Annotated in this window: 26 protein-coding genes; 12 read left to right on the forward strand and 14 right to left on the reverse strand. The window is 63.8% G+C overall.

Going from position 1 to position 26,555, the window contains the following annotated elements; all coding sequences use genetic code 11:
- Nucleotides 1-29 precede the first annotated feature (29 nt).
- From B015_RS0113830 to B015_RS0113845, 4 genes are all read right to left on the reverse strand, one after another.
- Nucleotides 30-1,538 carry an ATP-binding protein gene (locus B015_RS0113830; RefSeq protein ID WP_026227259.1) on the reverse strand — a complete coding sequence of 503 codons (1,509 nt, stop codon included), beginning with the start codon at nucleotides 1,536-1,538 and terminating at the stop codon, nucleotides 30-32.
- Between the two features lie 223 nt (nucleotides 1,539-1,761).
- Nucleotides 1,762-2,196: a TIGR01841 family phasin gene (gene phaP, locus B015_RS0113835; RefSeq protein ID WP_018428302.1), complete on the reverse strand. Its 435-nt coding sequence runs from the start codon at nucleotides 2,194-2,196 to the stop codon at nucleotides 1,762-1,764.
- Nucleotides 2,197-2,267: 71 nt separating this feature from the next.
- The gene (locus B015_RS0113840) at nucleotides 2,268-3,575 is read right to left on the reverse strand and encodes a DUF445 family protein (protein WP_018428303.1); all 1,308 of its coding nucleotides are present in this window, start codon (nucleotides 3,573-3,575) and stop codon (nucleotides 2,268-2,270) included.
- 69 nt (nucleotides 3,576-3,644) lie between these two features.
- Nucleotides 3,645-4,211 carry a GNAT family N-acetyltransferase gene (locus tag B015_RS0113845; protein ID WP_018428304.1) on the reverse strand — a complete coding sequence of 189 codons (567 nt, stop codon included), beginning with the start codon at nucleotides 4,209-4,211 and terminating at the stop codon, nucleotides 3,645-3,647.
- Nucleotides 4,212-4,432: 221 nt separating this feature from the next.
- Between B015_RS0113845 and rirA the strand changes: the two genes are divergently transcribed.
- A complete protein-coding gene (rirA, locus tag B015_RS0113850; protein WP_018428305.1) occupies nucleotides 4,433-4,891 on the forward strand; it encodes an iron-responsive transcriptional regulator RirA in 459 nt (152 codons plus the stop codon).
- A gap of 34 nt (nucleotides 4,892-4,925) precedes the next feature.
- Here the strand turns inward: rirA and B015_RS0113855 are convergent, their stop codons facing one another.
- Genes B015_RS0113855 through hemP form a run of 5 tightly spaced genes read right to left on the reverse strand, consistent with a single transcriptional unit; the run spans nucleotide 4,926 to nucleotide 9,053 of the window.
- Nucleotides 4,926-5,717: a heme ABC transporter ATP-binding protein gene (locus B015_RS0113855; protein ID WP_018428306.1), complete on the reverse strand. Its 792-nt coding sequence runs from the start codon at nucleotides 5,715-5,717 to the stop codon at nucleotides 4,926-4,928.
- 17 nt (nucleotides 5,718-5,734) lie between these two features.
- On the reverse strand, nucleotides 5,735-6,844 hold the full coding sequence (locus tag B015_RS0113860) for an iron ABC transporter permease (protein WP_018428307.1): 1,110 nt from the start codon (nucleotides 6,842-6,844) through the stop codon (nucleotides 5,735-5,737).
- Nucleotides 6,845-6,854: 10 nt separating this feature from the next.
- Nucleotides 6,855-7,751: an ABC transporter substrate-binding protein gene (locus B015_RS0113865; protein WP_157632737.1), complete on the reverse strand. Its 897-nt coding sequence runs from the start codon at nucleotides 7,749-7,751 to the stop codon at nucleotides 6,855-6,857.
- Between the two features lie 11 nt (nucleotides 7,752-7,762).
- On the reverse strand, nucleotides 7,763-8,818 hold the full coding sequence (locus B015_RS0113870; RefSeq protein ID WP_026227261.1) for a hemin-degrading factor: 1,056 nt from the start codon (nucleotides 8,816-8,818) through the stop codon (nucleotides 7,763-7,765).
- A 10-nt stretch (nucleotides 8,819-8,828) separates the two neighbouring features.
- Nucleotides 8,829-9,053 (reverse strand): hemin uptake protein HemP, encoded by a 225-nt coding sequence (hemP, locus tag B015_RS33575; protein WP_026227262.1) that lies wholly within the window; start codon nucleotides 9,051-9,053, stop codon nucleotides 8,829-8,831.
- Nucleotides 9,054-9,259: 206 nt separating this feature from the next.
- Between hemP and B015_RS0113880 the strand changes: the two genes are divergently transcribed.
- Genes B015_RS0113880 through B015_RS0113905 form a run of 6 tightly spaced genes read left to right on the forward strand, consistent with a single transcriptional unit; the run spans nucleotide 9,260 to nucleotide 14,115 of the window.
- Nucleotides 9,260-11,419 (forward strand): TonB-dependent hemoglobin/transferrin/lactoferrin family receptor, encoded by a 2,160-nt coding sequence (locus B015_RS0113880; protein WP_018428311.1) that lies wholly within the window; start codon nucleotides 9,260-9,262, stop codon nucleotides 11,417-11,419.
- A 2-nt stretch (nucleotides 11,420-11,421) separates the two neighbouring features.
- Nucleotides 11,422-11,850 carry a hypothetical protein gene (locus tag B015_RS0113885; RefSeq protein WP_018428312.1) on the forward strand — a complete coding sequence of 143 codons (429 nt, stop codon included), beginning with the start codon at nucleotides 11,422-11,424 and terminating at the stop codon, nucleotides 11,848-11,850.
- Between the two features lie 10 nt (nucleotides 11,851-11,860).
- Nucleotides 11,861-13,141, forward strand: coding sequence for a TonB family protein (locus B015_RS0113890; RefSeq protein ID WP_157632738.1), 1,281 nt, complete (start codon nucleotides 11,861-11,863; stop codon nucleotides 13,139-13,141).
- 16 nt (nucleotides 13,142-13,157) lie between these two features.
- Nucleotides 13,158-13,415: a hypothetical protein gene (locus B015_RS0113895; RefSeq protein ID WP_018428314.1), complete on the forward strand. Its 258-nt coding sequence runs from the start codon at nucleotides 13,158-13,160 to the stop codon at nucleotides 13,413-13,415.
- Nucleotides 13,416-13,426: 11 nt separating this feature from the next.
- On the forward strand, nucleotides 13,427-13,741 hold the full coding sequence (locus B015_RS0113900; RefSeq protein ID WP_018428315.1) for an antibiotic biosynthesis monooxygenase: 315 nt from the start codon (nucleotides 13,427-13,429) through the stop codon (nucleotides 13,739-13,741).
- Between the two features lie 2 nt (nucleotides 13,742-13,743).
- Nucleotides 13,744-14,115 carry a VOC family protein gene (locus tag B015_RS0113905; protein ID WP_018428316.1) on the forward strand — a complete coding sequence of 124 codons (372 nt, stop codon included), beginning with the start codon at nucleotides 13,744-13,746 and terminating at the stop codon, nucleotides 14,113-14,115.
- Between the two features lie 21 nt (nucleotides 14,116-14,136).
- On the opposite strand, the gene putA is transcribed toward B015_RS0113905, so the two are convergent.
- Nucleotides 14,137-17,742 (reverse strand): bifunctional proline dehydrogenase/L-glutamate gamma-semialdehyde dehydrogenase PutA, encoded by a 3,606-nt coding sequence (gene putA / locus B015_RS0113910; protein WP_018428317.1) that lies wholly within the window; start codon nucleotides 17,740-17,742, stop codon nucleotides 14,137-14,139.
- 168 nt (nucleotides 17,743-17,910) lie between these two features.
- Here putA and B015_RS0113915 point away from each other — a divergent pair, with 168 nt between their 5' ends.
- Nucleotides 17,911-18,363: an Lrp/AsnC ligand binding domain-containing protein gene (locus B015_RS0113915; RefSeq protein ID WP_026227265.1), complete on the forward strand. Its 453-nt coding sequence runs from the start codon at nucleotides 17,911-17,913 to the stop codon at nucleotides 18,361-18,363.
- On the opposite strand, the gene B015_RS0113920 is transcribed toward B015_RS0113915, so the two are convergent.
- The 4 genes from B015_RS0113920 to B015_RS0113935 all read right to left on the reverse strand — a co-directional run bounded on the left by B015_RS0113920 (nucleotide 18,364) and on the right by B015_RS0113935 (nucleotide 22,878).
- Nucleotides 18,364-19,572, reverse strand: coding sequence for a cytochrome c peroxidase (locus B015_RS0113920; protein ID WP_018428319.1), 1,209 nt, complete (start codon nucleotides 19,570-19,572; stop codon nucleotides 18,364-18,366). It lies immediately after the preceding gene.
- A gap of 4 nt (nucleotides 19,573-19,576) precedes the next feature.
- Nucleotides 19,577-20,017: a FixH family protein gene (locus B015_RS0113925; RefSeq protein WP_026227267.1), complete on the reverse strand. Its 441-nt coding sequence runs from the start codon at nucleotides 20,015-20,017 to the stop codon at nucleotides 19,577-19,579.
- Nucleotides 20,018-20,288: 271 nt separating this feature from the next.
- Nucleotides 20,289-21,746, reverse strand: coding sequence for an NAD-dependent succinate-semialdehyde dehydrogenase (locus B015_RS0113930; protein ID WP_018428321.1), 1,458 nt, complete (start codon nucleotides 21,744-21,746; stop codon nucleotides 20,289-20,291).
- A gap of 181 nt (nucleotides 21,747-21,927) precedes the next feature.
- Nucleotides 21,928-22,878: an AEC family transporter gene (locus B015_RS0113935; RefSeq protein WP_026227268.1), complete on the reverse strand. Its 951-nt coding sequence runs from the start codon at nucleotides 22,876-22,878 to the stop codon at nucleotides 21,928-21,930.
- Between the two features lie 161 nt (nucleotides 22,879-23,039).
- Between B015_RS0113935 and B015_RS0113940 the strand changes: the two genes are divergently transcribed.
- The 4 genes from B015_RS0113940 (at nucleotide 23,040) to B015_RS0113955 (ending at nucleotide 26,525) form a co-directional block, all read left to right on the forward strand.
- Nucleotides 23,040-23,585: a histidine phosphatase family protein gene (locus tag B015_RS0113940; protein ID WP_018428323.1), complete on the forward strand. Its 546-nt coding sequence runs from the start codon at nucleotides 23,040-23,042 to the stop codon at nucleotides 23,583-23,585.
- 136 nt (nucleotides 23,586-23,721) lie between these two features.
- Nucleotides 23,722-24,030: an acyl carrier protein gene (locus tag B015_RS0113945; RefSeq protein WP_018428324.1), complete on the forward strand. Its 309-nt coding sequence runs from the start codon at nucleotides 23,722-23,724 to the stop codon at nucleotides 24,028-24,030.
- Between the two features lie 17 nt (nucleotides 24,031-24,047).
- A complete protein-coding gene (locus B015_RS0113950) occupies nucleotides 24,048-25,235 on the forward strand; it encodes a beta-ketoacyl-ACP synthase (protein WP_018428325.1) in 1,188 nt (395 codons plus the stop codon).
- An 18-nt stretch (nucleotides 25,236-25,253) separates the two neighbouring features.
- Nucleotides 25,254-26,525: a beta-ketoacyl-ACP synthase gene (locus tag B015_RS0113955; protein WP_018428326.1), complete on the forward strand. Its 1,272-nt coding sequence runs from the start codon at nucleotides 25,254-25,256 to the stop codon at nucleotides 26,523-26,525.
- The last annotated feature ends 30 nt before the right edge of the window (nucleotides 26,526-26,555 follow it).

Here is a 26,555-nt window from a genome sequence, read left to right on the forward strand (position 1 = left end):
TGCTGTCAACCTCGGAAGCGGTCAGAAACCTATTCCGCCGCCTGCCGTTCAACCAGGTCGTCCGTCCGCTCGGGGTCACCGGGTGCGGTCTCGCAACCGAGATCGGGGAATGCCACCGAGCGCTTGCCGTGGAAATCGGTGCGCACCACGACCAGCCCTTGCTCCTCGAAATAGGTGAGCAAGCGCCGCGCCCGCCGTGCCGAGTGGCTGCCATAGGCATGGGCGATTGCCGCGTCGGACGGGCACGGCGCGCCCTTTACCGCCGCCTGGGCGACGATCAGGAACACCGCCTGCAGGTCCTCCGGCAGGGCAGCCGACATGCCGAGCGCCTGCTGCCAGGTGTCGCTCGATGCGGTCTCCTCGTCGATGCCCGAGCGCGCCACGGCGTAGCGGCGGCGGAACATTGCCAGCGTCGGCGGCTCGCCCTGCATGCGCTTGATGCGGCAACGCACGAGAAAATCCTGGAACAGCACGGCGTCCGTGCGGAACGCGGCGTCGGGATCCTCGACCATCTCGCGCACGATCGTGTCGATCAGCGCCTCGCGCTCCGCCTCGTCGAACAGCGGGAAGATCGGCTCGGCCACCGGTGCCGAGGCTTCGGCGCGTGCCTGCGTGAGCTGAGCGATGATGTCGGCGGTCGGTGTCGGGGTTGGCGGCGGCGGCCGCCGCACGGGCTGGCGCGCTTCGAGCGGCGCCGGCGCGAAGATCAGATCGCGGGTGTCGTCGTTGGCGTCCGGCAGCGGCATCAGCTTGGGGCTGACCGAACGCGCCGACGTTTCGACCGGGCCGATGGCGATCGGCAGCGGCCGGCGCGACATCGCCGGCCCGAGCGCGACAAAATTGCCGCGCGCCAGGTCGCGGAACATTTCCGCCTGACGACGTTCCATGCCGAGCAGGTCGGCAGCGCGCGCCATGTCGATGTCGAGGAAGGTGCGGCCCATCAGGAAGTTCGATGCTTCCGCAGCCACGTTCTTGGCAAGCTTGGCAAGGCGTTGGGTAGCGATCACACCGGCCAGGCCGCGCTTGCGGCCACGGCACATCAGATTGGTCATGGCCCCGAGCGAAATCTTGCGTGCCTCGTCGGACACTTCGCCGGCCACCGCAGGGGCAAACAGCTGCGCCTCGTCAACGACCACCAGCACCGGATACCAGAAGTCGCGCTCGGCATCGAACATGCCATTGAGGAAGGCGGCCGCACCGCGCATCTGCTGCTCGACATCGAGGCCTTCGAGATTGAGAACGACCGAAACGCGGTGCTGGCGGATGCGGCCGGCGATGCGGGTCAGTTCGGCCTCGGTGCGCTGGGCATCGACCACGACATGGCCGAAGCGATCGGCCAGCGTGACGAAATCACCCTCTGGGTCGATGATGCATTGCTGGACCCAGGGCGCACTCTGCTCCAACAGGCGGCGAAGCAGGTGCGACTTGCCGGAACCCGAATTGCCCTGCACGAGCAGGCGGGTCGCCAGAAGCTCCTCGAGATCAAGCTGAGCCTTCGTCCCTCCGGACGCCGCTCCCATCTCGATACCTACTTTCATCCTCTTCCTCGGTGCATGTCAGCGCCTGTCTCCGGCGGCGGGAATCGGCTGCCGGATTTTCACGCACAGGTTCTAAGTGCTGCAGCGTCTTTTGCCAGCCTTAAAGACGGCAGCGCTGCAAATGTGAGAGGCGTTTCTTAGCACCCGCCGGCCGCCAATGCTCGGTCCGTCTGGCGAAACCCACAGGAGAGCGACAAAGGTCCAGGATCTGGCGAACAGGCGGCTACGGCTTTTTCTTGTCGAAGCTCTCGCGGATTTCCTCGATCGACTCATGGATGCGGCTGCGCAGGATGTCGACAGATTCCGTGCCCGACTTGCGTACGATCTCTGCCACCTCGCCGGCATTCTTGACCGCTGCCTCGAAAGAGCGCTTGGCAAAATCGGCCTGCCTGGAGATCAGCTCCTGCGGGTTGCCGTGCGCGCGGAGTTCCTGGGCATTTTCGGTGATCTCACGCAGCGCGTCCTGCAGCACTTCGCGTTGCTTTGACATCAGCGAAGCAGCGCCTGACGCCGTAGCCTTGACCGATTTTTCCAGCGCCTCGAGATTCTTGCGGTGATGGCCGATGATCGCATCGACATCGACGCCGGGCATCTTCAGGTCACGCCCGAATTTCGAAAACATATCCATGAAGGATTCCGGTTCCGGCTTCTTCGCCATGGCTCGCTCCCGTTTGGCTCCGGGCGTCCCCCGGAGGTCGCAAGGTGAGAATAGACCAGCAACGCTCCCGGTCAATTCGCAAGCAGCAGCAACTCGGCCGAATAAAGCGCGAGGCCAGCCAACCCGCCGATCAGCATGCCGTTAAAGCGGATATATTGCAGGTCGCGGCCGACATTGAGCTCGATGATACGGGTCATCTGGCCAAGGTCCCAGCTCTTCACCTGCTCGGCGATGAAGCCGGAAACGCCGCTTTTCTGGCTTTCCACGAAGGAAGCGAGTGCGACCACGAAGCCTTCGTTCATGTCGGAACGTATCTGCGGGTCGCGGGCGAGATTTTGGCCGATCTCGACAAACAGGCTGGCGAGGTGCCTGCGCGTCATCGACTGGTCCGCCGCCGCATCCTGCTCGATGAAGCGGCGCATGCTGCGCCACATGTCGTTGGCCAGCCCCCTGAGTTCGGGCCGGGCGAGGAAATTGCGCTTCACCTGCTCGGCTCGCCGGGCATATTCGGGGGAATGTCGCAGCTTTTCGACGAAACCATGGACGAAGCTGTCGAATTCGCCGCGAAGCGGATGACCGGGATCGGCGCGCACCTCTTCGAGAAGCGTTGCGGCCGAGGCGACGATGCGCTTGAGCAGATAGGCATCGGCCCGGAACAGGTTGAAGACGGACGGCAACTCCTCGCGGATTTTCTCGCGCAGCACGGCCAGCGCCTGCTCGTCTTTGAGGAAATTGCCGATGATCACGGTGAATTCGTCGAGCAGGCGCTGGTGCCTGCGGTCGTCGGTGAAGGCCGACAACAGCTCTGCCGCCAGCGGAGCCACCTCCACCTTGCCGATGCGTTCGAGCATGCGCCTTGTGGCGAAGTCGCGCAGGCCGGTGTCCTCGATGGCCTGGAGCATCTTCGGCACCAGCCGGGCGACAAAACGGGCCAGTCCCTCGGCCTTGCCGCGATCCGACAGCCAGTCGGCCACCAGCGCCGCGAAATCCACCTCGCCGAGCTTGCGCCGCACAGGTTCGGGCGCCAGGAAGTTGGCTTCGATGAACCGGCCCAGATTGTCGGCGATGCGCTCCTGGTTGGAGGGGATGATCGCTGTGTGCGGAATGGGCAGCCCGAGCGGCCGCTTGAACAGAGCGACAACGGCGTACCAATCGGCCAGCCCGCCAATGGTGGCTGCTTCGGCAAACGCGGCAACGAAGCCGAGCCAAGGCCAGCGCCCCTGCAGCGACTTGGCCGTCGCGAAGACGATGACACAGAGGGCAAGTGCAGCGGTTGCCAGGAACTTCGTTCGCCTGAGAACTGCAAGCTTCTCTGTGTCCGGGCCGCCGGTCGAGGCATTGATGCCGGCCTGAACAGCCTGGCTTTGCGATGAGGACATCAGATGCCTTCCCTGTTGGTCACAGGGACAATATCGGCACGCGCAGCCAGCGCTTCAATTCGAAATGCGTCAGGCAGCAATTGCCTTGCCGGTGCTGCGCCTGCCGAGGTCGGCCGGAACCTGCCATTCGACGTCGGCATCAGTTATGGCGTCCAGTTCGATGACGCCGTTGGTCTCGCCGTTCTCGAAGCTGAGTTTGGCGTTGAAACGGCGCGCCAGCGCCTTCATGGCATTGTTGCTGGAATGGGTCGAAACCTGAAGGCGGCTGTAGGCGAGCCCCCTCGCCTGGGCAACAAGGCGCCTGAATAGGCGTCCGCCGATGCCACGGTGCTGAAGCTGGCGCTCGACGCTGAAGGCGATCTCGGCCGTCGGCTCCTGCTCTTCGGGGCGCTCATGCAACTCCGCCGCACCCAGGACCTTGTCGCCCTCGACATAGCCGATGACGGTCACGCCCTGGTGGAAGCAGCGCTCTGCATAGGCCTGGAGAAAGCCGTCGTCCATGAGCCCGTTGAACCGGTCGCGCCGGCTCTGCCCATCCAGTCTCAGGAGATGTTCGGCAAAGCGGGGCAGATCGGACGGCCGCAACTGGCGGATCGTGCCGACCAGCGGGCGTTGGGCAAACTTGATCTGTTCCATGTCGTAGTCCTCATGGGTTCCTCCCCAGAGTCTCTGACTCCCGACATGCGCAATATTGTGCAATGCAACAAAAACTTCAACCCGCGAGCTCGGCCAGTTACGCAAGGCTGGCTTGCACTGGAGGCGCATCGCGACGCAAATTGTTGACATCGCTTGTCTGGAATTGTTCTAAGGTGTAGGCCATATAAGAGGCCTGTCCGCGCCACAGCGAGGAATCACCAATGCGTCTTACCCGCCAGACCAACTACGCCATGCGCATTCTCATGTATTGCGCGGCCAATCAGGGCCGGCTGAGCCGCGTTCCGGAAATCGCAACCGCTTACACGGTGTCGGAGCTGTTCCTGTTCAAGATTCTTCAGCCACTGGTCGAGGCTGGCCTCGTCGAGACCGTTCGCGGCCGCAACGGCGGTGTGCGCCTCGGCAAGGCTGCCGACAAGATTTCGCTGTTCGACGTGGTGCGCGTGACGGAAGAGAGCTTTGCCATGGCCGAGTGCTTTGAGGCCGATGCCGAATGCCCGTTGATGGACAGCTGCGGCCTGAACTCGGCGCTGCGCGAAGCGCTGAACGCCTTCTTCGAAGTGCTTGGACGCTACACCATCGCCGATCTCGTCGCTGCCCGCCCGAACATGCGCGAAACGCTGGGGATCAACTTCCCCGAGCCGCAATCGCTGGCAAGCTGATGGCGGCAGCCAGCTGATACCGGGCAAGCCGGTATCAGGCGACTGCCGATTGCGGCAACACGAACGGCACGTTGGCCGCTGGCAAGGCGCCGACACGTAGCCGGCAACCGAACACCCTCTCGATCAGCTCGTCGCTCAGAACGTTTTGGGGCGCGCCCATCGCGGCCAGGCAGCCACGATGCATGACGGCTATGCTGTCGGCATACATGGCCGTCAGGTTGAGGTCGTGCAGGATGGCGACCACCGCCCCGCCGCGCCGCGCAAAGTCGCGGGCAATGTTCATGATGATAAGCTGGTGCTTGATGTCGAGGCTCGACACCGGCTCGTCGAGGAACAGGTAACGCGGCTTGCCGTCCAGCACCGGCGCCCACACCTGGCAGAGCACGCGCGCCAGCTGCACCCGCTGCTGCTCGCCGCCCGACAGTTCCTGATAGAAGCGCCCGGCAAATCCCTCGAGATCGACGCGCGCCAGCGCCCGGTCGGGCAGTCGATCATCCTCTCCCGCCAGCGCGCCCGAACGGCCGCCGGTCACCCCGAGCTTGACGATCTCGCGAACGGTGAATGGAAACGACAGCGCCGTCGACTGTGGCAGTACCGCCCGCATGGAGGCGGCCTGCCAGGGTTTCAGCGCCGAAATGTCCTTGCCGTTGAGCGAGATGCTGCCGGAATAGGACAGCTCGCCGGTCAGCGCCTTAAGGAACGTGGTCTTGCCCGATCCATTGGGACCGACAATGGCGGCGAGCTCGCCTGGGCGGACGGTGAAGTCGATGTCGTTGACGATCCGCTTGGCGCCGATCGAGACGGAAACCTGGCGTGCTTCGAGCATGTTCACGTCCCCAAGGCTCAGAGATCGATCACGCTGCGGTTGCGCAGCAGGATCCACAGGAAAAACGGCCCGCCCACCGCGGCTGTGATGATGCCGATCGGAAGCTCCGCCGGTGCAACGATGGTGCGGCTGACGGCATCGGCGAGCAGCAGCAGGCTGGCGCCAAGCAGCGCCGAAGCCGGCAGCAGGTAGCGGTTGTCGGGGCCGATGGCCAATCTCAGCAAATGCGGCACGACGATGCCGATGAAGCCGATGCCGCCGCTGACGGCAACCGACGCGCCGATTGCCGCCGAGACCGAGACGATGGCGATATATTTCAGCCGCTGCACGGGGACGCCGAGATGGGCGGCGGTCGCCTCGCCGAGCGAAAGGGCGTTCAGCCCCTTTGCCAGGAACGGAGTCACCGCCAGCGCCAGGACGATGATCGGACCGGCGGCGGCGATCTTGATCCAGGTTGCGCCCGCCAGCGAGCCGAGCTGCCAGAAGGTCAGGTCGCGCAGCTGCCGGTCATCGGCCATGTAGACCATCACCCCGGTCAGCGCCATTGCCATCGCCCCCAGTGCGATGCCGGCGAGCAGCATGGTGGCCATGGAGGTTCGCCCCTGACGGGTTGCGACGTTGTAGAGAATGATGGTCGTGAGCAGTCCGCCAAAGAAGGCAGCCAGCGGCAGAGCATAGGTGCCCAACAGGGCCGTGACGGGCATCAACACGCTGGCTCCGAGCACGATGATCAAGACGGCGCCCAGGCCTGCACCGGAGGAAACGCCGACAAGGCCAGGATCGGCCAGCGGATTGCGGAACAGGCCCTGCATCACGGCACCCGATACGGCGAGCGCCGCTCCAATCAGGATGCCCAGGATCACGCGCGGCAGGCGAATGTCGTAGACGATGATGGCGTCTCGCGCCGACAGTGCCTCGTTGCCCGGCGTCGAGCCGAACAGCCATTCGCTGACCAGACCGAGTGCCGAGGCATCGGAGGCGCCCCAGGTCAGGCTGGTCAGCGCCGTGAAGGCAAGCACAAAGGCGAGCAGGCAAATGACGATCACTGCCCTGGCCGAACGGTCGCCACTCGCATGGCGTCCGTCCGCGCCGGTGGCGGCAACGCCGGCAATAGTTTCATCCGTCACTTTACCGGTCCTATTTCTTGACCGCGTCGCCATAGAGCGCTGCGGCAAGATCCTTGACCGCACCGGCAGTGCGCGGCCCGAAGCCCAGAAGATAGGCACCATCCATGCGGATCACCTTCCTGGCCTGGCCTGCAGGGGTCGAGGCGATTGCCGGATGGCCGTAGATCTGGCTGTCATCGATGGCGAGTTGGCCCTCGCGATCCATCATCAGGATCATGTCCGGTTTTGCGGTGATCGCCGCTTCGTCGGTAAGCTGCTTGTAGCCGGAGTAGCCCTCGACCGCGTTGACGCCTCCGGCCATGGCGATGATGCCGTCGGCCGCAGTGTTGCTGCCGGAGGCCAGGATCTTGCCGCCCTGCATGCTCAGGATGAACAGCACGCGCTTGCGCTGGTCGGCGGGAATGTCCTTGGTCAGCGCCTCGGCCTCGCTCAGCTGCCCGTCGACCTCCTTGGCCAGGGCCTCCGCCTTGGCTTCGACGTCGAGCGCCTTTCCGACGACACGGATCTTGTCGATGATGCCCTTGTGGCTAAAGCCTTCGGGCACGTTGATGAAGGGAATGCTCGCTTTCTTCAGAACGTCGACCGCTTCCTTCGGGCCGCTGCCCTCGAGCGCCAGGATGCCCGATGGATTGACCGACAGCACGCCTTCCGGCGACAGCGCCCGCATATAGCCGACGTCGGGCAGCTTGAAAGCTGCCTCGGGATAGACGCTGGTCGAGTCGCGGGCGACAAGCGACTTTTCCTCACCCAGCGCATAAACGATCTCGGTGATCGAGCCGCCGACGGATGCAACGCGCGAGCGGTCCGGCAGAACGCTCAGCCCTTCTGCCGCCTGGCTGGCGGCGGTGGCAGAAAGAAGGGCAAGCCCCAGCGCGGCCGAGCGCAGAAGCCCCTTGGAAATCGACATGTTCATAGTCCTCACGCCGCGTTCTGCTGCGCGGAAACAGCTAGGTTCTCGACAAGGCCGCGCCATTCGGTACGCTCGTCCTGGCCTTCCTTCCGCTTGCCGAAGAACTGGATGATCATGTCGCCATTGGCGTCATAAGCTTCCACCGAGGTCACATGACCATCCTTGGTCGGCTTACGCACAGCCCAGAGTTCCTGGACATGGTCGGCCCGCAGATGGAGATGGAAGGTCTCATCCATCACATTGATCCACGGCCCCATCGGTTTGATGTTCTTCACCGGCCCGGAGTGGATCTGGATGCAGCCATGGTTGCCGACGAAGCACATGATCGGCAGGCTGCTCTGGGCCGACTGGTCGAACATGGCCGGAAGCGCGTCCTTGTCCAGCGTCCAGGCATAATCGCGGCCAACCATGCGCATCGCCTGCTGGCGGCCGAGCTTCAGCGACTTCAACATGCCGAAGAACTCGTGGGTGTCGGTCAGCTTGCTCCAGCGCTCGCGCAATTCGTCGATGCTTGCCGCGCCTTGGCCGGCGGGCTCGGCGACAGTCGCCTGAACCGTCGCGACGGACGGGTCCTGATTGTCCGATGCAAGCGTCTCAACCAGCTTCTGGTAGGCATAGAGATTGGACGCCGGCCGCAGATGCACCTTGTGCACGGCAGTGCCCGCGGCATCGAAGAACTGCAGGCTGCGGCGGATATCGTCGCCGTCGCGCTTTTCGACAGCAAAACCATGCGCCCAGGCGCTCGGGAATATCCTGAGGTCGATCTGCTCGCCAAGAACCATGGCGGCATGCTTGCCCGGTACGACCTTGTCGTAGATACCGATCTTCTCGTGCACGGCACTTTCGTTGCGGGTCAGTGCCATGACCTCGCCGACTGCCTCCAGACCGGCCAGCATGTCGTTGACACGCGGCTCGATGCGGAAGACCCCGTCGCCGCAATGGGCGGCGACCAGATCGGCCTCGGAAATGGCTAGCTGGCTGGCGAGATCGCGCTCGCGCATTTTCGGGCTCTCGGCCCGGGCCCGCCTGATTTCCTGTGGGTTGGGCTTAACGCGCTGGTCCATTTTCGAATACCTACTTGTTGAGAATGAGCTTGCCCTGACGGGTAATCTTGAGGCGGTAGAGTGCGCCGCCATGGTCGATGCCGATCTCGAAATCGCCAAGGAACAGCGACTCGCTGGTCAGCGTCCTGACGGCCAGCGTTCCCGCCATCGGACGAGGCCCACCCTGCCCTTCGGGCCTGCGGTATCCGTGCCGATATTGGCCGGAACGGAAGTGGTTCGGGTCGTGCGAATTCATCTCATTGCACTCCTTTGTCCGTTCGCCCCGCCGGCCCAGCCGGTCGTGGTCCATCAGGTTCAAATCAATTAGTTGACTCGAACAATCATGTTTATTAGTCAGTGCAATACCGGAGTGAACGAGTCAAGATTTAAGACGCGACCGGCAGACGAAAAAAATGCAAGCAAGCGCCGAGCGAGCCAGCATGGGACATTTGGAGTTGGGACATGGGGCTGGTTGCTCGGAACAAGGCTGCTCTGCTGGGCGGAGCGGCGATGATGGTGCTGGTCGGATTGCAGGCCGCACAAGCGCAGGAAGCGCAGACGAATGAACAGGAAAAGAAAGGCCGCGTGACGCTGCTGCAGCGCCTCGTCATCGGCGCTGGCAAGGAAAAGGTGGCGATCGACACACCTCAGGCCGTTACCGTCGTCGACCAGGAGGACATTGACCGGCTTCAGCCCGAGACCATCGGTGAAATCATTCGCGCCACGCCCGGCGTCAATGTTACCGGCTCGGACAGGTTGCTTGGCCAGAGCTTCAACATCCGTGGCATCGGGGCGCCTGAGAACACGGGCGACGGCGGCCGCATCATCGTCAATGTCGACGGCGCCCAGAAATTCTACGAACAGTATCGTCTCGGCTCGTTCTTCTCCGATCCGGAACTGTACAAGCGCGTCGAAGTGCTGCGCGGCCCGGCTTCGTCCACCCTTTATGGCTCGGGCGCGCTTGGCGGCGTCATCAATTTCGAGACCAAGGACGCTTCCGACTTCATCGCCGAGGGACAGACAGGCGCGCTGCGGCTCAAGAGCTCCTGGAACAGCAATGGCAATGGCTACCTGCTCTCGTCAGTGCTGGCCCAGCGTTGGGGCGAGAACGCCGAGTTCCTGCTGACCGGCAACTACCGCGCGTCCGATCCTTACGAGTCCGGCAATGGCAAGGAGGTCATCGGCTCGAACTTCAAAGCCTGGTCGGGTCTCGCCAAGGGCACCTTCAACGTTGGCGACGAAGGCAAGCTGCGGATGTCCTACCAGCAGTGGGACTCCAATCTCGATGACCAGCAGTTGTCGCAGACCAGCGCAGCCGCGTTCTTTGGCCTGATCGACCGGCACGTCATCGATCGCACCGCGGTCGTTTCCTACGAGAACCCGTTCTCCGACAACGACATGCTCGATGTGAAGGTGTCGGCGTCGTACTCCAACACGACCAATGAACAGCGCAATGCCGACCTGCGGTCATCCTGCAGCGCCGGGTCGTTCGCGGTCGTCTGCGATTCGAACTACGGCTACCAGACCTGGCAGTTCAATGCCCAGAACACGATGGATTGGACTGGCGACAACTGGGTCAACCATCTGACCGTAGGTTCACAGTCCAGCTATCAGACGCGCGAGGCCGAGGCATTCCGCAACGACGGCACCCAGTTTCCGGTTACCTTCCATCCAGAGGGTACCGACGTAAAAAACGGCGTCTTCGCTCAGAACGAGTTCGTCTGGGACGAGCGGTTGACGCTGATTTCCGGCATGCGGCTTGACTGGCACCGCTTGTCACCAGATTCCGCTGTTATCAATCCTGGAACAGGTACGACCGCAGCCGACAGCGACGACACCGCCTTCTCGCCGAAGATTGCCGCCCACTACAAGATAAACGACGCTGTCGCGGTCTTTGGGTCCATCGCACACACTGAACGCTTCCCGACCATCGACGAGGTGTTCTCGACTGCGAGTTCGTCGTCGACATTCCTGCCAAGCCTTGGCCTGAAGAAGGAACAGTCAAACAATTTCGAAGCTGGGTTTGCGCTCTCCGGCAACGATCTGGTGCAGGACGGCGACGCGGGACAGTTGAAGGTTACAAGTTTTTATAACGATGTGACGAATCTGATCGCACTGAACAGGCCTTTCGCCGCCGGTTTCAACAACAAGCCCGGCTTCGAAAACATCGACAAGGCCGAACTCTATGGCTTCGAAGTCGAGGCGGCATATGATTCTGACTATGTTTTCGCCAATGCGGGGTACTCGTACGTCGTCGGCAAGAACAAGAAAACCAATGCCTATCTGACGACGATCGCGCCGCATGAACTTGCCCTCACGCTTGGCGGCAAGGTGCCGGACTACGACATCAGGTTTGGCTGGAAGGCCCGCTTTGTTGCAGGACCGCAAGACAAGAGCCGCGACACCAGCACACCGCCGGTCAACGAGACGCGCTACTCCAAGGCCTTCGATGTCCACGACATCTTCTTCACGTGGAAGCCGCAGGACGGTCAGCTGTCCGGCTGGGAAGCAAACTTCGGCATCGATAACGTGTTCAACAAGCAGTACAAGGAATTCCTCGTGAACGACGACGCCAAGGGCCGTACGTTCAAGGTTTCCCTGTCCAAGCAGTTCGGCTGGTAACGATGCGCCACCTCGCGACATCGTTCGTCGGGGCGGCGGCTCTTCTCGCGACGGCGGCAACCGCCGTCGCCCAGAGCCCCTCTCCCGAGCTTGTGCTCGAGCTCAACGCAGCGCAGCCCTCAGACAAGGGCTGCCGCTTCACCTTTGTGGTCAGCAACAATCTCGGCACCGAGCTGTCCAAGGCCGCCTTCGAGATCGCGCTGTTCAACGACGCCGGCGTGGTCGACCGGCTGACCGTGCTCGACTTCAAGGACCTGCCCGCGGGCAAGACCAAGGTGACGCGTTTCGACCTGCCGGGAACCGACTGCACCAAGGTCAGCCGCGTGTTGATCAACCATGCCACCGATTGCACCGGCCCGGGCATCGAGCCCGGCGCCTGTGTGAAGTCGCTGCGCACCGCATCCAAATCCGGCATCGCGTTCGGCATCTGAGGGGGCAGACGTGGGATTGGAACCGGCCTTCGCCAAAAGCACAGTCGCCTGGCCTCTGGCTGGCATCGGTGCCTGGCCGGCCGAGCCCGACGACCCCGAATTCGCAATCCCGCGCGGCGCACTGCGCATCTGCGCCCGCGACACCGCGCACGGAAGCGTTCTGGCCGACGCCAGCCCGCTGCTTCAGGTCCCGGCAAGCGAGCCGCTGTCGCCGAGGCAATCCACGGTCAGGCTTCGCAGCCGCAAGTGGCTGGCCGCGATCCTGGCTTCTTGTGTTTTCCACGCCGCGGTCGCCATGTTCTTCATGACGCGGGGCGACGAAGATCAGGTTCTGATCGAAGGCAGCGCCAATGCCGGCATCACCTTGCTCGGCAATGCCTCCGAGGACCAGTCGGCTGCAGGCGATCAGTCGGAGATCGATCCGAATACCATCACCAATGTGACGATGGTCACGATGCTGGACGCCAAGCCCGTCGAGACGGTCGAAGCCCAGGCCGTGCCGGAATTCACACCTGCAGAGGCAGTTGAAACCGCGGCCCAGGAAACGCCTGTCGCTGAAACCATCCAGCCGGTCACCGACCAGCCGGTGCAGCCGACGACCACCGATCCGCTGCCGGAAATCCTTGCCACCGACAAGATCGAGCCCGTCGAGGACGACAACATCGTCCAGAAGCCGGTCGAAATGGCAAAGGTCGAACCGGTCGAGACCGAAACCGAGACGGTGCCGGTTGCTGAAGAGATCGTCGCCGAGGCTGTACCGGAAGTCGTGAAGCCAGAACCAAAGCCTGAGCCCGTGAAGCCAGAACCGGTGAAGAAGGCCGAGCCGAGACCGGTCAAGAAGCCCGAGAAAAAGGCCGAGCAGCCGAAGAAGCTGGAAAAGGCCCCTGCCAGGCAGCCTGCCCCCGTCAAGGCAGGATCCGGCGGCAAGGGCCAGGCCGACGCGCGCAGGGGCGCGGCCGACGGCGCGGACAACGGCACCACCACCACCAAAGGCAAGAACGGCAGCAGCGCATCGGCAGGCAATGCCGCAGTCTCCAACTATTCCGGCAAGGTCCGCTCAAAGCTGTCAAGATCGTTCAGAATGTCGAGAGGCAAGGGCGTGGTGGTCGTTTCGTTCGTCGTCACGGCAAATGGCAGCGTGAGTTCAATCAGTGTGACAAGCAGTTCCGGCGTGCCGGCGATCGACAAGGCTGGCCTCGACGCCGTGCGCCGCGCGGCTCCTTTCCCTCCCATTCCACCCGAAGCTGGACGCTCGACCTGGCACTTCGAAATCCCTCTGGAAACGCGATGATCAGCTTCGAAAGAGGATGACGACAATGTCTTTGTTGAACACTCTGGATGCCATTTCGGCTGTGCGCGGTGACGGCCTGCGGCCAGAACTGCGCGAATTGATCGACCGGATGGCAGCGACGTCCTTGAGCGACAAGGTCACCGAACTCGCTCATTATCGCGACGCAGGCATCCGTCAGGCCGGCCCGAATCCGGTAAACGCGGCGCGCCTCGCCGACGAAAAGATTGTGACATTCCACCCGATCCGGCCAGCCGATGCCGGCACGAACACCTGAGAGGAAAAAGCATGTATATCGCCATGAACCGCTTCAAGGTTCAGAACGGCTCAGAGACGGCGTTCGAGGACGTCTGGAAGAACCGCGATTCGACCCTCAGCGAAATGAAGGGCTTTCGCGAGTTCCACCTGCTGCGTGGGCCGGTGAACGAGGCCGAGGGCTACACGCTCTACGCCTCGCACACGGTATGGGCGAGCCAGGACGATTTTATCGCCTGGACGAAGTCGGAGAATTTCCGCGCCGCGCACAAGAATGCCGGTTCGTCCAAGGCGTCCTATGTCGGCCATCCGCAGTTCGAGGGCTTTTCGGTCGTCGAAGGCGCCTGAGAATGACAGATCTGGCCCGCAGCATTCCCGTCATGCCCTCGCCAGACATTGGCGAGAGCCGTGACTTCTACCGCGACCGGCTAGGCTTCGAGGTCATCGGGCCTGACATGGACGCCTACCTGATCGTCCGGCGTGGCGAGGTCGAGATCCATTTCTGGAAGACGGACGACCGCAAGCTGCCCGAGGTCACGTCCTGCTACATCAGGGGCGGCGAGGTCCCTGCCCTGCACGCCGAATTCTCGGCGCGAGCGGTGGAACGGCTGAGCCCCTTTACGGTGCGACCGTGGAACATGAAGGAATTCTACATCCACGATCCGCACGGCAATCTGCTGCGGTTCGGATGCGCGCCGGAAGAGATCGAGGGGCAGGCCTGAGCCTGCCCCTTTCGTTTTTGATCAGACAGATGCCAGCAGGCTGGCGTTGCCGCCGGCGGCTGTCGTGTCGACGCAGACCGCCCGCTCGTGGGCATAGGCTGCCGGGTAGATCGTTTCACTGATCAGCGGAACGATCGGCCCCTTGCGCTCGGCCAGCACCTTGCGAATGGTCTTCATGCCTTCCTGCGTGCCTGAATAGGCAACCGCATCGACTGCCAGCGCCCGCGCCTCGACCGGGTCGGCACGAGCGTCGAGAGCAGCCACAGGCAGGCCCTTGCCAAGCAGCGCCTGCAGGGCCGCCGGGGCACCGGGGGCAACCGCCAGCACCGAGCACCCAGCGGCGAGCGCCTGGATCGCCTGGGCGAGCAGCGTCTCGGTATCGGGCCCGAGCACGAGCACGCGTCCGCGCGGGTTGAGCGACAGCGTGTTGGCCTCGCCGGTCGGTCCGGGCAGGTCGACCTGGCCGAAATCGATTCCGGCAGCAGCGGCGATTGCCTGCGCACCCTTACCGCGCAAATGCTTGCGCAGGATGGCGATACGGTCGCCGCGCGTCGCCCATTCGCCGGCATCGACCAGATTGTCGACCAGCTCGGTTGCCGTCACCTTGCGGCCGTCAGCCGTGACCTGGCCGCTTTCGGCCGACTTGCGGAACCGGCGCAGATAGTGCGGGCCGCCCGCCTTGGGACCGGTGCCGGAAAGGCCTTCGCCGCCGAAGGGCTGCGAGCCGACCACCGCGCCGATCTGGTTGCGGTTGACGTAGATATTGCCGGCATGAATGCTGTCGACGATGTGCTGCACGCGTCCCTCGATGCGGGTGTGCAGGCCGAAGGTCAGGCCGTAGCCCTTGCGGTTGATGGCCGCGACCACCTCGTCGATCTGATCGGCATCGAAGGTCGCGACATGCAGCACCGGGCCGAAGACCTCGCGCTCCATGTCCTCGATGCCCTTGACCCTGAAGACATGCGGGGCAACGAAACGGCCGTCGGCAGGCGCGTCGAGCTTGGCGATCAGCTTGCCGCCAGCTTCCATCTTGGCGCAGTAATCGCGAATGCCGCTCTGCGCTTCCTCATCGATGACGGGGCCGACATCGGTGGACAGATGCCAAGGATCGCCGACGGTAAGCGCATCCATGGCGCCCTTCAGCATCTCGACCATCTTCTTCTCGACGTCCTTCTGGACGTAGAGCACGCGCAGCGCCGAACAGCGCTGGCCGGCACTCTGGAACGACGAGGCCAGCACGTCGCGGATCGCCTGCTCGGGAAGTGCCGTGGAATCGACGATCATGGCGTTGAGGCCGCCTGTCTCGGCGATCAGCATGGCGTCGGGCCGGGCGGTCTCGGCAAGCTGCCGCTCGATGATCTTGGCGACCTCGGTCGAACCGGTGAAACAGACGCCGGCAATGCGCGGGTCGGCCGTCAGCGGTCCGCCGACATTGGGGCCATCACCCGGCAAAAGCTGGATCACGTCCTCGGGCACGCCGGCCTCGCGCATCATCTCGACGGCACGCGCCGCGATCAACGGCGTCTGCTCGGCCGGCTTGGCGATGACGGTGTTGCCGGTCACAAGTGCCGCTGCAATCTGGCCGGTGAAGATGGCCAGCGGGAAGTTCCATGGCGAGATGCAGACGATGGCGCCGCGCGCCTCGGTGCCGGCCTCAGCCTTCTCGGCTTCGGCGGCGTAGTAGCGCAGGAAGTCGACCGCCTCACGCACCTCGGCCACGCCGTCGGACAGCGACTTGCCGGCCTCGCGGGTGGCAAGCGCGAAGAACTCGACCGCATTGGCCTCATAGAGGTCGGCGGTGCGGCGCAGGATGGCCGCACGCTCGGCGACAGGCTTCTTCGCCCAGGCCGGCTGCGCCTCGACGGCGATGCGAACGGCCGTGTCCACCTGCTTGGCGGCAGCCTCTGTCACGGTGCCGACGACGTCGGACGGCTTGGCTGGGTTGATCACCTTGCGCGAGGCGCCATAGCCAGCAGCACGCGTGATCGGTTTGGCCGTCCAGCGGTCCGGGCCCTTGAATGCCGACTTGGCATGATCGATCGCTGCCAGCGTCGTGATGTCGGTGATGTCCCAGCCCTTGGCATTGGGACGGCCAGCGCCGAAGATCGCCGAAGGGGTCGGGATCGACGGATTGGAGGCCGGCCCTTGCGTCTCCACCGTTTCGAGCGGATCGCGGGCGATGTCCTCCGGGGCCACGTCCTCGTCGGTCAGTTGATGGACGAAGGACGAGTTGGCGCCGTTCTCGAGCAGGCGGCGAACCAGATAGGCAAGCAGGTCGGAATGCGCGCCGACAGGCGCATAGATGCGGCAACGCGTGCCCTCGGCCTTGCGCACCGTCTCATGCAGGGCCTCGCCCATACCATGCAGGCGCTGGAATTCGAACGAGGTGCGATCCGAGGCCATCGACAGGATGGCGGCGACCGTGTGCGCATTGTGCGTGGCGAACTGCGGGTAGATACGATCCGTCATCGACAAGAGCTTGCGGGCGCAGGCCATGTAGGAGACGTCGGTATTGGCCTTGCGGGTGAACACCGGATAGCCAGGCAGGCCCAGCGTCTGGGCGCGCTTGATCTCGGTGTCCCAATAAGCACCCTTGACCAGGCGCACCATGATCTTGCGGTCGAGCTTGTTGGCGAGAGCATAGAGCCAGTCGATGGCAAACGCCGTGCGCGGGCCATAGGCCTGTACGACGACGCCGAAGCCGTGCCAGTCGGCGAGGTCGGGATGAGCGAGCACGCGCTCGATGACGTCGAGCGACAGGTCGAGGCGGTCGGCCTCCTCGGCGTCGATGTTGAGGCCCATGCGGGCGCGCTTGGCGGCCAGGCACAGCGACAGCAGCCGCTCGGCCATGACAGGCAGCATGTCGTCCTTGTGGGAGACTTCATAGCGCGGATGCAGCGCCGACAGCTTCACCGAAATGCCGTGGTTGTAGCGGATGTCAGGGCCGTTGGTGCCATTGTCGAGCGACGAGATCGCCTCGGCATAGGCGCGGTGATAACGCAGTGCGTCGGCTTCGGTGCGGGCGGCCTCGCCCAGCATGTCGAAGGAGTAGAGATAGCCCTTCTGGATCATCGAGCGGCCACGCTTGACCGCTTCGGTGATGGTGCGGCCGAGCACGAACTGCTCGCCCATTTCGCGCATGGCAGCGGCAACCGCGGTGCGGATCACCGGCTCGCCGAGACGGCGCACCATGGAACGCAGCGTGCGTTCGATCGAGCCCTCGCCTTCGTCCAGCACGCGGCCGGTCAGCATCAGCGCCCAGGTCGAGGCATTGACGAAGATCGAGCTCGAACCGCCCGAATGCGACGACCAGTCATGTGGCGCGATCTTGTCGGCGATGAGATCGTCCATGGTCTCGGTGTCGGGCACGCGCAGCAGCGCCTCGGCCAGGCACATTAGCGCCACGCCTTCCTTGGTCGACAGGCCGTAGGCGGACAGGAACACTTCCATCAGCCGCGGATCGGTCGAGCCGCGAACGGCGCGCACGAGATCGGCCGCACGGGCGGAAATCGCCTTGCGGTCGTCGGCGGAAAGGTTGGCCAGATCAGCCAGCCGCTTCACGGCGGCGGCTTCGTCTGGAAGGTAGTTGGCGCGAATTTCCTGGCGGATGGCGTCGAGCGCTGACATGGCGATCCTGTGGAGCGGTTGAGGCTACGCCCGGCGCGAACCCACGCCCGAGCATTTTGACGAAAACTAGCACGTCGCCCGGATTCCGGCCGGTCCAAATAATTCGACTTTGCAGACTAACTGACCTAGGATCGAAGGCAATTATCTTCCAAATGAGCCGCAATATCCATGTCTGAAGATCAATTGGACCGTATCGACCGCAACATCATGTTCGCCCTTTCGCGCGACGGACGCTTGTCGATGGCTGAGCTTGCCACAAAAGTGGGACTTTCCAAGACCCCGGTGCAGGCGCGGGTCAAGCGACTGGAGAAAGAGGGCTTCATCAGGGGCTATCAGGCGGTCATCGACAGCGAGCGCATGGGCGAAGGCCACGTCGCCTTTGTCCAGGTCAAGCTTTCCGACACCCGCTCGGCAGCCCTCGACGATTTCAACCGTGCGGTCCATGCGGTGCGCGAGATCGAGCAATGCCACATGATGGCGGCGAGCTTCGATTACCTGCTGAAGGTCCGCACCAGGGACATAGCCACCTACCGTCGGGTTCTGGGCGAACGCATTTCCGCCCTGCCCCACGTCGCCCAGACATCGACTTTCGTGGCGATGGAAACGGTAAAGGACCGCTGACTACTCGCTGAGCGTCTTGAGGAAGGCCACCAGCGCCGCCTTTTCACGATCGGAAAGTGCCACCGGATGTATCTCCGTTTCGCCCTCGATAGCCTTCGGGGCCGTGGCATAGTGGCTGACGACCTGCTCCAGCGACACGAACTGGCCGGCATGCATGTAAGGCGGGCGCTCGGCCACCCCGCGCAAGGACGGCGTCTTGTAGGCCCTCACCAGTTCCGGTGAACTCTTCTGCATGAAACGCAACTCTCCGCAGGCCTCCTCGCCGCCATCACGGAATTTGCCGAGGCAGTTGAACGGATCGGCCTGCACCTCCGCGAGAACGGCGACCCGGCCGCGGTCCTCAAACAGACCGGACACCGGCGGAACGCCGGTGTTATGAAAATGGTTGTCGGTGAAGCGCGGGCCGGTATGGCAGGTCGAGCAATTGGCCTTGCCGATGAACAGCCGGAGCCCCTGCCGTTCCTCTGAAGTCAGATCGTCTCCGGCCGATGGTTGCCGGCCTTGCGCCAAAGCATCGGCGAAGCGGTCGAAACGGGTCTTGCCATGGACGAGCGAACGTTCGAAGGCAGCGATTGCCTTGCCGATGTCGGAATAGAGGCGATCGATGCCGTCGCGCTGGGCGTCGGTCATCCCGGCCCAGGCCGCCTGTTCGGCGGGCGTCCCGAACGGTCCGGCACTTGCCGGCAGGTTTGAAAGGTCGGGCAGCGGCCGGAAGATCCGCTCATAGCGCTCGCCGAAGCGGCGCTTGATGTAGTGCGCATAGGCCGTGCGTGTGCCGGCATGTTCGAGCGGATTCTCGAGCGGCGTCAGCGCCTGCGACCACAGGCTGTCGCGCCTGCCGTCCCAGAAGAAGAACGGATCGCGCGCCACGCCCGCCAACGGCATGGTGCGCCTGTTGGTCTCGCCCACGCCCTTGCCGCGCGGCAGATCGTCCTGGAACTGGCGGTCGATCTTGTGGCAGGTGCCGCAGGCAACATTGCCGTCGCGGCTCATGCCGGTGTCGAAGAACAGCGTCGCTCCAAGCGCTGCAGCCCCCGGATCGTCGGCGAAACGGTTGGTCGGATCGGGCGGCAGCGGTGCCAGCGCCGACAAGGACATCGAGGCGATCGTGCGTTTTTCGGTATCTGTGAAGTCGGCATCGCTGCAGCCTGCCAGCATTGCCACGAGCGCCGCGGCCGCTGTCAGTTTGGAAAGCGGGCCGCGTGCCATGGCCTCATAACACCAGGTTAAAGGTGGCGTCATCGGCGCCAGCCGGAGCCGTGATACCGAACTTGAGCTGCCACCAGCCAGTCATCGAGAATTTCATGCCCTCGATGCGATAGCGCCCGTCTCCCAGATAGGCCGTCGCCTCGGGGCTGGTCGGCAGACCATGCGCATGCTCGGGCATGCCGCCGCCGATGGTGATTGCTGCCCCTTCAACCGGCGCGCCCTGCCGTGTTTTCACCGTCAGCACCCAATTGTGCAGGTCGCCCTGCCTGGGCTCGCCGGCCTCGGGCGCAATAGACAGGGCGTATAGGCCCTTGGCCGAATTCTTGGCGCGCGCGAGGTCAGGCCCCGGCTTCTCCGGCGCCGTCAGGTAGACGACAGCGAGAAAGCCAACCGCGAGGGCAACCAGCCCGAACGCCCCGACGACCATGCGCCACGCTGAAGTCATTCCACTTCCTCCCGCCTGCCGACAACGTATTGCCGACGGCACGCCTTCCCGACCGCATCGGATTCGCGGCATCCGCAAGATGGCCCGATCTCACCAGCTTGGCTATTCGATCAGTGACACGTGACCGACGCCCATGAGCCAGGCCGCCTCACTGGATCGGCCGAAAACAAACAACTACAGCAACTTACGCGAGTTTTCGGATTCAACGACAAAAGAAAACGCGCGGTCCGGCTTGGACCGCGCGCTGCCCTTGGCACAGCGATGGCGCGCCCTAGAGCCCCAGTCCGCCGATGCAGACATATTTGGTGTCGAGATAGTCCTCGATGCCCTGATGACCGCCCTCGCGGCCAAGACCCGACTCCTTGACGCCGCCGAACGGCGCTTCAGGCGTGGTGATCAGGCCTTCGTTGACACCGACCATGCCGTATTTCAGTCCTTCCATCACGCGGAAGGCGCGGCCGAGATTGCCGGTGTAGAAGTAGCTCGCGAGGCCGAATTCCGTGTCGTTGGCGAGCGCAATCGCCTCCTCTTCGGTCTCGAACTTGAACACCGGAGCGACCGGGCCGAAGATCTCTTCCTTCATGAACATCATGGCAGGCGTGGCGTCGGAAATGACCGTCGGCTCGAAGAACGAACCGCCAAGCGCGTGGCGCTTGCCGCCGGCAACCACCTTGCCGCCCTTTGCGGTTGCGTCGGCGATGAACTCCTCGACCTTCTCGACAGCCTTTTCGTCGATCAGCGGGCCCTGCTGCACCCCGGCATCCAGGCCGGAACCGACCTTGAGCTTGTTCGAGGCCTCGGCCAGCTTGGCCACGAACTTGTCGTAGATGCCGGCCTGGGCGAAGAAGCGGTTGGTGCAGACGCAGGTCTGGCCGGAGTTGCGGAACTTCGCAGTAATGGCGCCTTCAACGGCGCGATCGATATCGGCGTCGTCGAAAACCAGGAACGGCGCATTGCCGCCGAGTTCCATCGACACCTTCTTCACGGTCGAAGCCGACTTGGCGATCAGCATCTTGCCGACCTCGGTAGAGCCGGTGAAGGTGATTTTCTTGACCAGCGGGTTGGCGCAGATCTCGTCGCCGATTTCGCCGGCTGAACCGGTCACGACGTTGACCACACCCTTGGGGAAGCCGACCTCCTCGCACAGCGCGCCCCAGGCAAGGCCCGAATAAGGCGTCTGCGAAGCAGGCTTGACCACGGCGGTGCAACCCGCCGCCAGTGCCGGTCCGAGCTTGCGTGACAGCATGGAAGACGGAAAGTTCCACGGCGTGATGGCCGCGATGACGCCCACCGGCTCCTTGGTGACAAGCACACGGCGATCGGCCCATGGCGACGGAACCACGTCGCCATAAGTACGGCGCGCTTCCTCGGCGAACCACAGCACATAGGCTGCCGACGAGCCGATCTCGCCCTTGGCTTCCGTCAGCGACTTGCCCTGCTCGATGGTCAAAAGCTCGGCGAGCGAGTCCTGATTGTCCATGATGGCGTCGTGAAGCTTGCGCAGAAGCTTCGAGCGTTCGAGCGCCGAGGTCTTGCGGAAGGTCTTGAAGGCTTCGCTCGCGGCTTCGATGGCGCGGCGGGTCTCGGCGGCTCCGGACCGCGGTACGGTGCCGATCTTCAGGCCGGTGGCGGGGTTGATGACGTCGACGGTCTTGCCGGAATCAGCCTGCACCCATTCGCCGTTGATGAGATTGGCCTGCCTCATGAACTGGCTGGCTTTCTGGAGCATGGATTGGCCTCCTTGTGTGGCGTCTAACGGACGCGAACTGATCTTGGAATTCGTCGAAGCGGCGTCCGCGCGGATCGGTCGATGTCCGGCACGCCATGTCAGAGACTAGTAGCGTGCCGCGAGCCCGCCGAGCAACCGGATTATGGCATAGATACGTTGGTCCAGCCGCAACCAAATGCCGTCAGCCGAACACCATGGTGGCGACCGTCAGCCAGAAAGCCGTGGTCAACACAGCGCAGCCGGTTGCAATCGTCATCTGGTTCGAGGCCAGCGCCTGCCCGGTGCCGAACTGGATGGCGATCAGGTAGGAATTGACGCCCGACGGCAGGCTGGCGGCGGCCACGGCCACTTTGGCCGGCAAGGGCGGCAGGCCGAACAGCCAGGCAAACCCCAATGCGACTGCCGGCATCAGCATCAGCTTGAGCACCGACAGGGCCAGCGCCGGCTTGATGTTGCCCGAGATGCCGAATTTCCTGAGCCCTACCCCCATGGCAAACAGGGCCAGCGGGCCGGCGATGTTGGCCAGTGCATCGACGAATCTGCTGGCAAGTCCCGGCAGCGGAAATCCGGTCGCGCGCCACGCCAGTCCGGCCAGGATGCCGAGGATCAGCGGGTTGGTGAACACCTTGCGCAGGAAGTCCCTGATGATTTCGAGGGGATGCAGCGGCTCGTCGCGGCGCGGCCCGAACAGCTGGAACAGGATGATGGAGGCCATCATCATGGTCGGCAGGTGCACCGAGATGATCAGCGACAGCACTTCGAAACCCTGCTGGCCGAAAACGCCGAGCATGAAGGGGATGCCGAGCAGGACCAGATTGGAAAACGCCGACGACACGCCGCCGACGACCCCGGCCTGCCCGTCGCGCCCGAACAATCGCGTCGTCACCAGATGGCCAGCCGTCCAGGTGACGATGACGGCAGCGAAATAAGTGGCCCACAGCGCCCAGGGCGCGGAACCGTGAAAATCCGCCCCGATCATGGTGCGGAACAGAAGCAGCGGCAGCGCCACCCCGATGGCGAATTCCGAGAGCGCATCGCCGGCCTCAACCCTGAGATAGCCGGTGACGCCGGCAAGATATCCCAGTGCCACCAGGCCGAAGACGAAGAGCACGGTTTCAACGAGTGGGGACATCTGCGCTTTTTCTCGGGAATCGAACGGGACGAGCATCGCCGCCGTCGCCGCGCCGATCAAGCTTGGATGGTTAAGCCAGTATAGCGAAAGCACTTTCTGCGCGCCTTGCCTTTCAATCGGCTTTGGCATCCCTATATCCGCAACGCCGGCCAGGATCTTTCATGCTCAGAATTGCCTTTGCGCTTTTGCTTTTGTCTTTTGCAGTGCCTGCCCAAGCCACCGAGGCCGGCTGGGCCCTGCTGCGCAATGGCGGCCACGTCGTGCTCCTGCGCAACGCCATGACGACGGGCACCGTCGAGCCTCCCAACTTCGACATCGAGAAATGCTCGACCCAGCTCAACCTTTCCGACCGTGGACGCCAGCAGGCGCGCAAGATCGGTGCGCTGTTTGCCGCCCGCGCCGCACCGGTCGAAAAGGTGCTGGCGAGCCGCTATTGCCGGACGCTGGAGACAGCCCGCCTCGCCTTCGATGACCAGTCCGTCGAGCCGATGGCGGCACTGGACAAGCCCACCGACGCCACCCAGCATGCCGACGTCGCTGCTGTCATGGACATCATCAAGAACTTCTCGGGCTCCGACAACATCGTGCTCGTCACTCATCTGGAGAACATCCAGGCGCTGACTGGCGCAGCCGCGCGCGAGGGTGAGGCGCTGATCGTCGGCCTTCAGGGAGACAAGCTGCATGTGCTTGGCCGCATCGTCTTTTGACGCTCCGAACCCCGCACCTTCCCCGGCGGACGGGCCCGGATGCGTCAACCAAGGCGCAGAATTTGGCCTTTTCCTGTCCGGAAAAACCGATTAGACAGCCCCTCAACACTATGCGCGCAGAATCTGTTTCAGGTTCATGACCGCACTCATCAAAGGAAAAGCCGTGTCCACGACCTTCGAGAAAGTCGCCAAGATCATTGCCGAGACGAGTGAGATCGACATCGACACCATCACGCCCGAGAGCCACACCATCGACGACCTCGGCATCGATAGCCTCGACTTCCTCGACATCGTCTTTGCGATCGACAAGGAGTTCGGCATCAAGGTGCCGCTCGAGAAGTGGACGCAGGAAGTCAATGACGGCAAGGCTTCGACCGACGAATATTTCGTCATGAAGAACCTGTGCGCCAAGATCGACGCACTCGTCGCCGCCAAGAGCGCCTGAGAACACTGAAGCCGCCCATGGCCAATCGCGACGTCGTCATCACCGGCATCGGCCTCGTCTCTTCGCTCGGCGAAGGCGGCGAGGCTCACTGGCAGAAGCTCAGCGCCCCTGACGCTGCGCCCGTCATCGACGTGGAGCGTTTCTCGCCCTACTCGATCCATCCCCTCCCGGAAATCGACTGGGGCCTGCAGATCGCCAAGCGCGGCGACCAGCGGCAGATGGAGACCTGGCAGCGGCTGGGCACCTACACTGCCGGCATGGCGCTCGATGACGCGGGCATCAAGGGCAATGACGAGCTCAGCACGACCATGGACATGGTCGTGGCTGCCGGTGGCGGCGAACGCGATGAAACGGTCGACGCCGGCGTGCTTGCCGCGTCGGAGACGCGCGGCGACCGCGACGTCCTGCTGAACGAGAAGCTGACCACCGAACTGCGCCCCACACTGTTCCTGGCCCAGCTTTCGAACCTGTTGGCCGGCAACATCTCGATCGTCCACAAGGTCACCGGCTCCTCGCGCACCTTCATGGGCGAGGAAGGCGCAGGCGTCTCGGCCATCGAGACGGCTGCAGCGCGCATCCGCTCCGGCCAGTCGACCCATGTGCTGGTTGGTGGTGCCTTCCAGACCGAACACTCCGACATGCTGCTCGGCTACGAACTGGCCGGCTACCTTCATCGTGGCCCATGGAAGCCCGTGTGGCAGCGCCAGGGCTCCGAAGGCGGCGGCGTGGTTTCCGGCTCCGGCGGCGCATTCCTGGTGCTTGAATCGCGCGAGCATGCCGAAGCCCGCGGCCAGAAGATCTATGCGCAGCTCGGTCCCGTCGTTTCGGGACGCGCCCGTCGTCGCCGCGACGGTGGCCTGGAGGCCGGGTTTGCCGAACTGCTGACCAGGGCGCAGCTGCCCGACGGTGAGTTGCTGGCGATCTCGGGTGCATCAGGCGCCCATGCCGCCACCGCGACCGAAAAAGCAGTGCTCGGCGCCAAGCCCATTGCCGCACGCGCGCTCTCGTCGCTCACCGGCCACATGAAAGAAGCTCAGTTTCCCTTTGCCGTGGCCCTTGCCGCGCTCGCCGTCGATCGCGGCGCGGGCTACCCGGCTTTCGAGGCTGGCGAGAAGGAATTTGCCGGAAAGCCGCGCAATGTTCTCGCAACTGCCGTCGGCTATCACCAATTCGAAGGCTTGGCGCTCGTCTCCGCGCCGCGCTGAAGGGTGTCAGGACAGAACATGGCCAATCTGAAGGATCATCTCGGCAGACCAGTGGTCGCCGTCACCGGTATCGGCGTCGTCACCTCGCTTGGTGTCGGCAAGGCCGACAACTGGGCAGCGCTGACCGCGGGCAAGTCGGGCATCCACCCGATCACCCGCTTCCCCACCGAGCTGCTCAACACCCGCATCTCCGGCATGGTCGATTTCCTGCCGTCGAGCACCAAAGGCGCCAGCGCCCTGACCTACGAGCTGGCCGAGACGGCAGCACGCGAAGCCGTCGAGGAAGCCGGTTTTGCCGGCGGCGATTTCGACGGCCCGCTGTTCCTTGCCTCCCCGCCGGTCGAGCTCGACTGGCGCGACCGCTTTGCGCTTTATGCCGGCGACGACGAAGGCTCGGCCTCGGAGCGCCTGCTCAAGGTAGCGGGCAACCAGAACTCGCTCGATATGTTCGAGACGTCGCAGTTCGGCTCGATCGCCGATCGCCTCGCCGACCGCTTCGGCACGCGCGGCCTGCCGATCACCACCTCGACGGCCTGCGCCTCGGGCGCCACCGCCATCCAGCTCGGCGTCGAGGCGATCCGTCGCGGCGAATGCGACCGCGCACTGTCGGTCGGCGCCGACGGCTCGGCAACCGCCGAGGCGTTGATCCGCTTCTCGCTGCTGTCGGCCCTTTCGACCAACAATGACGTGCCCGAAAAGGCATCGAAGCCCTTCTCCAAGGACCGCGACGGCTTTGTGCTGGCGGAAGGCTCTGCGGCGCTGGTGCTGGAATCGCTCGAAAGCGCGCTTGCCCGCGGTGCCGAAGTGCTGGGCATCCTCAGGGGCTGCGGCGAAAAGGCCGACGATTTCCACCGCACCCGCTCCAAGCCCGACGGCTCGCCGGCCATCGGTGCGGTCAAGGCAGCGCTTGCCGATGCGGGCCTCAGCGAAGACGAGATCGACTACGTCAATGCCCACGGCACCTCGACGCCCGAAAACGACAAGATGGAGCATCTGTCGCTTTCGACCGTGTTCGGCGAGCGTATCCGCAAGATTCCGGTGTCGTCGAACAAGTCGATGATCGGCCACACCCTGTCGGCAGCTGGCGCCATCGAGGCCGCCTTCTCGCTCATGACCATGCGCGAAGGCGTCATTCCGCCGACCATCAACTACGACAATCCCGATCCCTCGATCGAGCTCGACGTGGTGCCGAATGTGAAGCGGAAGGCCGAGGTTCGCACCGTGCTTTCCAACTCTTTCGGCTTTGGCGGCCAGAACACCTGCCTTGTCATGGCGCGGGAACCGGTCTAAGCGACCGCCTACACGAAATTAGGCACTGCG

The sequence above is a fragment of the Hoeflea sp. 108 genome, assembly GCF_000372965.1.
Lineage (GTDB): Bacteria > Pseudomonadota > Alphaproteobacteria > Rhizobiales > Rhizobiaceae > Aminobacter.

Bases quoted from the DNA above. Each gene is read 5' to 3' on its own strand.
- B015_RS0113830 (WP_026227259.1), bottom strand. From the start codon at position 1,538: ATGAAAGTAGGTATCGAGATGGGAGCGGCGTCCGGAGGGACGAAGGCT.
- phaP (WP_018428302.1), bottom strand. From the start codon at position 2,196: ATGGCGAAGAAGCCGGAACCGGAATCCTTCATGGATATGTTTTCGAAA.
- B015_RS0113840 (WP_018428303.1), bottom strand. From the start codon at position 3,575: ATGTCCTCATCGCAAAGCCAGGCTGTTCAGGCCGGCATCAATGCCTCG.
- B015_RS0113845 (WP_018428304.1), bottom strand. From the start codon at position 4,211: ATGGAACAGATCAAGTTTGCCCAACGCCCGCTGGTCGGCACGATCCGC.
- rirA (WP_018428305.1), top strand. From the start codon at position 4,433: ATGCGTCTTACCCGCCAGACCAACTACGCCATGCGCATTCTCATGTAT.
- B015_RS0113855 (WP_018428306.1), bottom strand. From the start codon at position 5,717: ATGCTCGAAGCACGCCAGGTTTCCGTCTCGATCGGCGCCAAGCGGATC.
- B015_RS0113865 (WP_157632737.1), bottom strand. From the start codon at position 7,751: ATGTCGATTTCCAAGGGGCTTCTGCGCTCGGCCGCGCTGGGGCTTGCC.
- B015_RS0113870 (WP_026227261.1), bottom strand. From the start codon at position 8,818: ATGGACCAGCGCGTTAAGCCCAACCCACAGGAAATCAGGCGGGCCCGG.
- hemP (WP_026227262.1), bottom strand. From the start codon at position 9,053: ATGAATTCGCACGACCCGAACCACTTCCGTTCCGGCCAATATCGGCAC.
- B015_RS0113880 (WP_018428311.1), top strand. From the start codon at position 9,260: ATGGGGCTGGTTGCTCGGAACAAGGCTGCTCTGCTGGGCGGAGCGGCG.
- B015_RS0113885 (WP_018428312.1), top strand. From the start codon at position 11,422: ATGCGCCACCTCGCGACATCGTTCGTCGGGGCGGCGGCTCTTCTCGCG.
- B015_RS0113895 (WP_018428314.1), top strand. From the start codon at position 13,158: ATGACGACAATGTCTTTGTTGAACACTCTGGATGCCATTTCGGCTGTG.
- B015_RS0113900 (WP_018428315.1), top strand. From the start codon at position 13,427: ATGTATATCGCCATGAACCGCTTCAAGGTTCAGAACGGCTCAGAGACG.
- B015_RS0113905 (WP_018428316.1), top strand. From the start codon at position 13,744: ATGACAGATCTGGCCCGCAGCATTCCCGTCATGCCCTCGCCAGACATT.
- putA (WP_018428317.1), bottom strand. From the start codon at position 17,742: ATGTCAGCGCTCGACGCCATCCGCCAGGAAATTCGCGCCAACTACCTT.
- B015_RS0113915 (WP_026227265.1), top strand. From the start codon at position 17,911: ATGTCTGAAGATCAATTGGACCGTATCGACCGCAACATCATGTTCGCC.
- B015_RS0113920 (WP_018428319.1), bottom strand. From the start codon at position 19,572: ATGGCACGCGGCCCGCTTTCCAAACTGACAGCGGCCGCGGCGCTCGTG.
- B015_RS0113925 (WP_026227267.1), bottom strand. From the start codon at position 20,017: ATGACTTCAGCGTGGCGCATGGTCGTCGGGGCGTTCGGGCTGGTTGCC.
- B015_RS0113930 (WP_018428321.1), bottom strand. From the start codon at position 21,746: ATGCTCCAGAAAGCCAGCCAGTTCATGAGGCAGGCCAATCTCATCAAC.
- B015_RS0113935 (WP_026227268.1), bottom strand. From the start codon at position 22,878: ATGTCCCCACTCGTTGAAACCGTGCTCTTCGTCTTCGGCCTGGTGGCA.
- B015_RS0113940 (WP_018428323.1), top strand. From the start codon at position 23,040: ATGCTCAGAATTGCCTTTGCGCTTTTGCTTTTGTCTTTTGCAGTGCCT.
- B015_RS0113945 (WP_018428324.1), top strand. From the start codon at position 23,722: ATGACCGCACTCATCAAAGGAAAAGCCGTGTCCACGACCTTCGAGAAA.
- B015_RS0113950 (WP_018428325.1), top strand. From the start codon at position 24,048: ATGGCCAATCGCGACGTCGTCATCACCGGCATCGGCCTCGTCTCTTCG.
- B015_RS0113955 (WP_018428326.1), top strand. From the start codon at position 25,254: ATGGCCAATCTGAAGGATCATCTCGGCAGACCAGTGGTCGCCGTCACC.